The sequence below is a fragment of the Billgrantia desiderata genome (assembly GCF_900108215.1).
In the GTDB taxonomy this organism is placed as follows: Bacteria; Pseudomonadota; Gammaproteobacteria; order Pseudomonadales; family Halomonadaceae; genus Halomonas; species Halomonas desiderata.
Map to the genome: position 1 here is coordinate 66,131 of NZ_FNVC01000026.1, position 8,449 is coordinate 74,579.

The 8,449-nt window shown below is 66.5% G+C and carries 7 protein-coding genes; 3 read left to right on the forward strand and 4 right to left on the reverse strand.

The features are described from left to right. Window positions 1-46 precede the first annotated feature (46 nt). From dgcA to gbdR, 4 genes are all read right to left on the reverse strand, one after another. Complete coding sequence (gene dgcA / locus C4S71_RS18965; RefSeq protein ID WP_103970207.1) at window positions 47-2,119, reverse strand: dimethylglycine demethylation protein DgcA; 2,073 nt, start codon at window positions 2,117-2,119, stop codon at window positions 47-49. 10 nt (window positions 2,120-2,129) lie between these two features. Continuing rightward, complete coding sequence (locus tag C4S71_RS18970; RefSeq protein WP_086509105.1) at window positions 2,130-2,675, reverse strand: DUF5943 domain-containing protein; 546 nt, start codon at window positions 2,673-2,675, stop codon at window positions 2,130-2,132. Window positions 2,676-2,882: 207 nt separating this feature from the next. After that, window positions 2,883-3,860 (reverse strand): dipeptidase, encoded by a 978-nt coding sequence (locus C4S71_RS18975; protein WP_103970208.1) that lies wholly within the window; start codon window positions 3,858-3,860, stop codon window positions 2,883-2,885. A 268-nt stretch (window positions 3,861-4,128) separates the two neighbouring features. Continuing rightward, complete coding sequence (gbdR, locus tag C4S71_RS18980; RefSeq protein ID WP_234240431.1) at window positions 4,129-5,289, reverse strand: choline metabolism transcriptional regulator GbdR; 1,161 nt, start codon at window positions 5,287-5,289, stop codon at window positions 4,129-4,131. A 274-nt stretch (window positions 5,290-5,563) separates the two neighbouring features. On the opposite strand from gbdR, the gene C4S71_RS18985 reads away from it, so the two are divergent. The 3 genes from C4S71_RS18985 to C4S71_RS18995 all read left to right on the forward strand — a co-directional run. Continuing rightward, entirely contained in the window at window positions 5,564-6,550 is a 987-nt protein-coding gene (locus C4S71_RS18985) for a 2-hydroxyacid dehydrogenase (protein ID WP_086509103.1), read from the forward strand. Beyond that, entirely contained in the window at window positions 6,547-7,299 is a 753-nt protein-coding gene (kduD, locus tag C4S71_RS18990) for a 2-dehydro-3-deoxy-D-gluconate 5-dehydrogenase KduD (protein ID WP_103970209.1), read from the forward strand. Before C4S71_RS18985 ends, kduD begins: the two co-directional genes overlap by 4 nt. Before the next feature lie 187 nt (window positions 7,300-7,486). After that, window positions 7,487-8,449: aldehyde dehydrogenase family protein (locus tag C4S71_RS18995; RefSeq protein WP_146064629.1), on the forward strand; the 963-nt coding region annotated here is incomplete at its 3' end.

Consider the following 8,449-nt stretch of genomic DNA (forward strand, 5'->3'; position numbering starts at 1 on the left):
CGAAGGGACTCGACTCCACTTTCTCCTTACCCGAGCGCAATAGCTTTCAAAGGTCTTTACACAGCCGCAGGGCGTCATAAATTGCCGCATGCGTATTGCGCGGCGCGGTGCAATCGCCCAGGCGGAACAGCAGGTAACCCTCGCCCTGCTCGCTCAAGCAGGGCTGCGCCTTGGCGGCGTAGAGCGCCTCGAGATCCACCTGGCCGCGGTTGCGCGAGCGCTCCTTCAGCGCGTAGTAGAGCGCCTCGTCGGGGCGTACGCCGTTCTCCACCACCACCTGATCGACCACTCGCTCCTCCATGGCGCCGGTGTACTCGTTCTCGAGCACCGCCACCAGGGCGTCGCCCTCGCGGTAGACCTTGTGCAGCATCAGGTCGGAGGTCATGATCACCTCCTTCTCGTAGAGACTGCGGTAGTAGGTCGGGAAGGTGGTGCCGCCCACCGCCGCGCCGGGCTTGATGTCGTCGGTGACGATCTCGACCTTGGCTCCCTTGTCGGCCAGATAATCCGCCGCCGAAACGCCGGAGAACTCGCAGATGGAGTCGTAGATCAGCACGTTCTTGCCCGGCGCAACTTTGCCGGAGAGCACGTCCCAGGTGCTGACCACCAGGCTCTCCTCGGCCTTCTCCGAGTAGCCCCACTCCGGGTACTGGCTGAGGAAAGGCTGGCCGCCGGTGGCCAGTACCACGACGTCCGGGCGCAGATCCTCGATGGTGGCCTCGTCGGCGCGGGTGCCGAGGCGCAGATCCACCTTGAGGCGGGCCAGCTCCAGCTGATACCAGCGGGTGATACCGGCGATCTGGTCGCGCTGCGGCGCCTGGGCGGCGATGGTGATCTGGCCGCCGAGCTGATCCGCGGCTTCGAACAGGGTCACGTCGTGGCCGCGCTCGGCGGCGACACGCGCCGCCTCCATGCCGCCGGGGCCACCGCCCACCACTACCACCTTGCGCTTCGGCCCCTCGGACTTCTCGATGATGTGCGGCAGGCCCATGTACTCCCGCGAGGTCGCGGCGTTCTGGATGCACAGCACGTCGAGGCCCTGATACTGGCGGTCGATGCAGTAGTTGGCGCCCACGCACTGCTTGATCTGGTCGATCTGGCCCATCTTGATCTTGGCGATCAGGTGCGGGTCGGCGATGTGCGCCCGGGTCATGCCCACCAGGTCGACGTAACCCCCTTCGAGGATCCGCTGGGCCTGGTTGGGATCCTTGATGTTCTGGGCGTGGATCACCGGCACCTTGACCACTTCCTTGATGCCCGCCGCCAGGTGCAGGAAGGGCTCCGGCGGGAAGGACATGTTGGGAATGACGTTGGCCAGGGTGTTGTGGGTATCGCAACCGGAGCCGATCACGCCGAAGAAATCGACCTGGCCGGTGGCGTCGTAGTAGGCGGCGATCTGCTTCATGTCCTCGTGGGTCAGGCCGTCCGGGTGGAACTCGTCGCCGCAGATGCGCATGCCGACGACGAAGTCTTCGCCCACCTCGGCGCGCACCGCCTTGAGCACCTCCATGCCGAAGCGCATGCGGTTCTCGAAGCTGCCGCCCCACTGGTCGGTACGCTTGTTGACCCGCGGGCTCCAGAACTGGTCGATCAGGTGCTGGTGCACCGCAGAGAGTTCGACGCCGTCAAGACCGCCCTCCTTGGCCCGCCGCGCGGCCTGGGCGTAGTCGCCGATGATGCGCCAGATCTCCTCCTCCTCGATGGTCTTGCAGGTGGAGCGGTGCACCGGCTCGCGAATACCGGAGGGCGAGAGCAGAGTGGACCAGTTGTAGCCGTCCCAACGGGAACGGCGCCCCATGTGGGTGATCTGGATCATGATCTTGCCGCCGTGCTTGTGTACGGCATCGGCGAGATTCTGGAAGTGCGGGATGATGCGGTCGGTGGCGAGGTTCACCGAGCTCCACCAGCCCTGGGGGCTGTCGATGGAGACGACGGAGGAGCCGCCGCAGATACACAGGCCGCAGCCGCCCTTGGCCTTCTCCTCGTAGTACTTGACGTAGCGCTCAGTGGTCATGCCGCCGTCGGTGGCGTAGACCTCAGCGTGGGCGGTGCTGACCACGCGATTGCGGATGGTCAGCTTGCCGATCTGGATCGGCTCGAAGATCGCGTCGAATGCCATGGAAACCTCCTCAACCCTGGGCGTCGGCCAACGGCTGAACGGTGAAGATGCCTACCTCGCAGCCGGGCTCGGCGGCGCTCTGGGTCTGTTCGGCGACGGTGCGCAGGGCACTGCCGCGGGCGGCGAGGATCTGGTCCATGGCGCCGGCGAACCAGCCGGTGAACATGTACTCCTCCTTGTGCCCCGTCTTGCCGAGCTGATAGACGAAGGCGCTGTGCTCCAGGCGCACGCGGGCGGTACCGGCGTCGAGATCGATGGCCTCGGTGACGAACTTGCCCCAGCCGCGCTGAGACAGCCGCTTCATGTAATGCTCGAACACGTCGACGCCTTCCAGACCGTGCAACTCGGCCTCCTTCTCGCACCAGTGCCAGGCGCTCTTGTAGCCGGCGCGGTAGAGAATCTCGGCATACTTATCCACACCCAGCGCTTCGGCGACGGCCGTGTGGTTGTTGATAAAGAAGTGCCGCGGCACGTAAAGCATCGGCAGGGCGTCGGTGGTCCACACGCCGGTTTCGCTATCCACCTCGATGGGAAGCTCAGGGGCCATCTTGGTCACGGTTGGTTTCCTCAAATCTTGTTTGTTATGGCATTGCGGGCAGAGCATCGTCTTTGGCAGCGCCGCTCGGAGCTGATCCGACGGCAGGCCTGCGAGGAGGCGCTGTGAATACTTCCCTGTACGCTACCGATTCCATCCCTGGAACCGGACCTCCTCTTCGGTCTGCCCCCGGCGCTCCTCGCTGAGGAGTCGCCTCAGCCGCTATCGTCAGGCACCCCAAACATCCTTCAAGATACGTACCCAGTTTTCGCCCATGATCTTGCGTACCTGGGTCTCACTGAAGCCGCGGCGCAGCAGCGCCTCGGTCAGGTTGGGGAACTCACCGATGGTGCGGATGCCCTCGGGATTGATGATCTTGCCGAAGCTGGTCAGGCGGCGAGCGTAGCCCTTGTCGTGGGTCAGCCACTCGAAGAAGTCCTTGCCGTGACCCTGGGTGAAGTCGGTGCCGATGCCGATGGCATCCTCGCCGACGATGTTCATCACGTACTCGATGGCCTCGACGTAGTCGTCGACGGTGGCGTCGACCCCGGCGCGCAGGAAGGGGGTGAACATGGTCACGCCGACGAAGCCGCCGTGCTCGGCGATGAAGCGCAGCTCCTCGTCGGACTTGTTGCGCGGGTGCTCCTTGAGCCCGGACGGCAGGCAGTGGGAGTAGCAGACCGGCTTCTTCGATTCGAGAATCACCTCTTCGGAGGTCTTCGAACCGACGTGGGAGAGGTCGCACATGATGCCGACGCGGTTCATCTCGGCGACGATCTCACGACCGAAGCCGGAGAGCCCACCGTCGCGCTCGTAGCAGCCGGTGCCCACCAGGTTCTGGGTGTTGTAGCACATCTGCACGATGCCGACGCCGAGTTGCTTGAAGATCTCGACGTAGCCGATCTGGTCCTCGAAGGCGTGGGCGTTCTGGAAACCGTAGATGATGCCGGTCTTGCCCTCTTCCTTGGCCCGGGTGATGTCGGCGGTGGTACGCACCGGGCGCACCAGGTCGCTGCACTCGGCCATCAGCTGGTTCGATTTGACGATGTTGTCGACGGTGGCCTGAAAGCCCTCCCACACCGAGACGGTGCAGTTGGCGGCAGTGAGTCCGCCGCGACGCATGTCCTCGAACAGTTCGCGGTTCCACTTGGCGATGATCAGGCCGTCGATGACGATGGCATCGTCGTGCAGGTCTTGGGGCGTCATGAGGGCGTGCTCCGGATGGATTGACTTGAAGGCAGCATAGCGCTGGCATGGTGGGTCCCGACTTCTGGAAGCGACGGCGATAATTCCAAAAGCGTCATCCCTGTCGTGACTGCGACGAACGGCACAATGCTACTACTCATGGCGCCTTCCGCTGACATGGCGGAGCCCGAGCACGCCAATACCTCTCCCGTCGGGGCGGGAGCAGGGAAGGGGTCGACAAGAGAAGCGGGGAAACGGCCCGCGGCGCTTTGGCCGCGAGCCGCCAGGCTCAGTGGTCCAGACGCACGCTGGCGTAGGTGGGCTCGCCGCGGGCGTTGTCGAGCGCCACCAGCGCCGCCGAGATCGGTTGCTCCGGCACGGGCTCGAGGCTGACCGGCTGCAGCAGCAGGCTCTCGGCCGGCGGCTCGGGCAGCGGCGGCTGGCGCAGCGGGCTCATGCCCAACCGCTCCTCACGTGGCGGCAGACCGAAGAACTCCCGGTAGCACTTGGAGAAGTGGGGCGTGGAGACGAAGCCACAGGCCGAGGCCACCTCGATGATCGGCATCGAGGTCTGCTTGAGCAGCTGGCGGGCCCGGGTGAGGCGCAGCTTGAGGTAGTAACGCGACGGCGAGCAGTGCAAGTACTTCTGGAACAGCCGCTCGAGCTGGCGGCGCGAGACGTCGACGTAGTCGGCCAGCTCGGCGAGCTCGATGGGCTCCTCCAGGTTGGCCTCCATCAGCGCCACGATTTCCAGCAGCTTGGGCTGGGTGGTGCCCAGCACATGCTTGAGCGGCACGCGCTGATGGTCGTTCTCGCCGCGCACGCGGTCGCAGATGAACATCTCGGAAATGCCCGCCGAAAGTTCGCGCCCGTGTTCACGCTCGATCAGGGTCAGCATCATGTCGAGCGGTGCGGTGCCGCCGGAGGCGGTGGCGCGGTCACGGTCGATGGTGAACAGCCGGGTGGTCAGCACCGTCCGGGGAAACGACTCACGCATCGCCGCCAGACACTCCCAGTGCACGCTGGTCTCGTAGCCGTCCAGCAGCCCGGCCTTGGCCAGTGCCCAGCTGCCGGTGCAAATGCCTCCCAGTCGACGCGACAGGCGCGCCTGGGACTGCAGCCAGACGACGTGTTCGCGCTGCACGGTGCGGGAGGGCCCCACACCGCCGCAGACGATGATCATGTCCAGCGCCAGCGGCATGGTGATGGCACCGTCCGGCGTGACCTTAAGGCCATCGCTGGCCGAGATCGGCCCGCCGTCCACGCTCAGCGTGAACCAGCGATACAGCTCACGACCGGCCAGCTGGTTGGCCATGCGCAGCGGCTCGATGGCCGAGGCCAGCGAGAACAGAGTGAAGTTTTCCAGCAACAGAAAACCCAGCGTCTGGGGCGCGGGAGTCTTGCGCAGGGCCTGAGTCGGGGTGGCCGAAGCCGGGGGCATCGTGGACATGTTCATACTCCAATGCCGTGAATCGTTATAGGTTGTATCGGCATTCAACTCGTCAGGGTCTGGGTGTCGCTTTCAGGCAAGCCTGTCTGGCAAAGGTATACCAAGTTGTCGCTCACAGATATGCTTAAAATCGTCCAGACGCAGAAAGTATGCCAGTAGCGGCAAGGGCCCATGTCGCAAACTGGATGGGTTGGCGTCGTATTTGCCCCGTTCCACGGCCTTGACTAGGCTGAGTCTGCCCCGCCCGCCCCAGAGCGAATACAGAGCGCACACAATGACAAAACGCATCGTCGCCTACACCCGCCTCAAACCGATCCACCTCGACCAGCTTCGCCAACGCTTCCACGTCGATTATTTCGAGGCCTTGAAGAGTACCGACGACCCCGGCTTTCGCCAGGCCCTGGGTCAGGCGCACGGCCTGGTCGGCTCCAGCCTCGTCATCGCCCCGGAACTGATCGACCTGGCCCCGCAACTGGAGGCCGTCGCCACCATCTCGGTGGGCTACGACAACTACCCCGTCGAGGCGCTGACCCGGCGCGGCATCCTGCTGTGCAACACGCCAGACGTGCTCACCGAGACCACCGCCGACACCGGTTTTCTGCTGATCATGGCGACCGCCAGACGCGCCATCGAGCTGGCCGATCTGGTCAAGCGCGGCGACTGGACGGCCAGCATCGGCGAGCCCCACTTCGGCACCGACGTACACGGCAAGACGCTGGGCATGGTCGGCTTCGGTCGCATCGGTGCCGGCGTGGCCCGCCGCGGCGCGCTGGGATTCGGCATGCGGGTGCTCTACGCCTGCTCCTCGCCCAAGCCCGCGCTGGAGCAGGAGCTGGGCGCCGTGCGCTGCGAGCTGGACGAGCTGCTGAGCCAGGCCGACTTCGTCTGCGTCACCGTGCCGCTGACGGCGGAGACCACTCACTTGATCGGCAGGCGCGAGTTCGGGCTGATGAAGCCTTCGGCGATCTTCGTCAACATCGCCCGCGGCAAGGTGGTCGACGAAGCGGCGCTGATCGCGGCGCTGGAGACGGGCGAGATCCACGCCGCCGGGCTCGACGTCTTCGAACAGGAGCCGCTCTCGCCGGAGTCGCCGCTGCCGCACATGGCCAACGTGGTGGCCCTGCCGCACGTGGGCTCGGCGACCCACGAGACCCGCGACGCCATGGCCCAGCGCGCAGTGGACAACATCACCCTGGCGCTCGAGGGCAAGCGCCCGCTCAGCCTGGTCAACGAGGTAGCGTGGCGCGGGGAAACGCCATGAACCGCTTCGACCTGCACGGCCGTGTGGCGATGGTCACGGGTTGCAACAAGGGGCTGGGGCAAGGCCTGGCTTTGGCGCTGGCCGAGGCAGGTGCCGATATCGTCGGCGTCAATCGCAGCAACAGCGACGAGACACGCGAGAAAGTCGAGGCCCTCGGTCGGCGCTATGTCGCCGTCGAGGCAGAGCTGGGCCGCGATACGCCCGAGGCCGTCGTGGCCCGCGCCCTCGAGTCGACCGGACGGCTCGACATGCTGATCAACAATGCCGGCGCAATCCGCCGCGCGCCCGCGCTGACGTTCACCGAAGAGGACTGGGAGGCCGTGGTCGACGTCAATCTCAAGGCGGCCTTCTTCCTCGCCCAGGCGGTCGCCCGACACTTGGTGGAGCGGGGTGCACCGGGACGAATCGTCAACGTTGCCTCGGTACTCTCCTTTCAGGGCGGCATCCGGGTGCCTGCCTACACCGCCAGCAAGAGCGGCCTGCTCGGCCTGACCCGGCTGCTGGCCAACGAGTGGGCCGCCCACGGCATCACCGTCAATGCCATCGCCCCGGGCTACATGGCCACCGACAATACCCAGGCCCTGCGCGAGGATGCCACCCGCAGCGCCGAGATCCTGGGGCGTATTCCCGCCGGTCGCTGGGGCACCCCGGAAGACCTCGCCGGCGCGGTGATCTTCCTCTGTTCCGACGCCGCGGCCTACGTCAACGGCCATGCCCTGGCGGTGGATGGCGGCTGGCTGGCTCGCTGAGCCGGCCCCCACGGTAAAGCAGCCGGCTCAGCGGCAAAGCCCGTCCATCCGATCCCGAAACAGCCATACGCGCCCGCGCCGCGCTGGATCGACGCGACGGCATCGTCTACGGTAGGCTTGTATGACAGGTAGCACGACATACCATGCATCACAAGTCGATCCGTCGCATCCCGCGCAAGGAGCTCCCATGACACTGCAAGGCACATCCCTGATCGGTCGCGAGGCCGTTACCGGCAGCCGCGGCGAGATCCGCGCCGTCAATCCTGCCACCGGCGCGCCGCTCGACCCCGTCTATCGCGGCGGCAGCGAAGCCGAGGTGGAGCGCGCCTGTGCCTTGGCCGAAGAGGCGTTCGGCGTCTACCGCGAGACGACGCTGGAGCAGCGCGCGGCCTTCCTCGAAAGCGTCGCCGGCGAGATCGAGGCCATCGGCGACGAACTGATCGAACGCGCCATGGCCGAGACCGGCCTGCCCCGCGCCCGCCTCGAGGGCGAGCGCGGCCGCACCTGCGGCCAGCTGCGCCTGTTCGCCAATGTGGTACGCGCCGGCGAATGGCTCGACCTGCGCCTCGATCCGGCCCTGCCCGAGCGCGAGCCGCTGCCCCGCGCCGACCTGCGCCAGCGCCACATTCCGCTGGGCCCGGTCGCCGTGTTCGGCGCCTCCAACTTCCCGCTGGCCTTTTCCGTGGCCGGCGGCGACACCGCCTCGGCACTCGCGGCCGGCTGCCCGGTGATCGTCAAGGCCCACTCCGCCCACCCCGGCACCTCGGAGCTGGTGGGCCGCGCCGTGCAGCGCGCGGTGGAGAAGAGCGACCTGCCCGAGGGGGTGTTCTCGCTGCTGTTCGGCTCGGGCCGCGAGGTGGGCCAGGCGCTGGTGGCCGATCCGCGCGTCCAGGCGGTGGGCTTCACCGGCTCCCGCGCCGGCGGCACCGCGCTGATGAAAACCGCCCAGGCCCGCCCCCAGCCGATCCCGGTCTATGCCGAGATGAGCTCGATCAACCCGGTGTTCCTGCTGCCCGAAGCGCTCAAGGCACGCGGCAACAAGCTCGCCGAAGGCTTCGTCGCCTCGCTCAACATGGGCGCCGGGCAGTTCTGCACCAACCCCGGGCTGGTGATCGGCGTGAAGGGCGCCGAGCTCGGCGCCTTCGTCGAG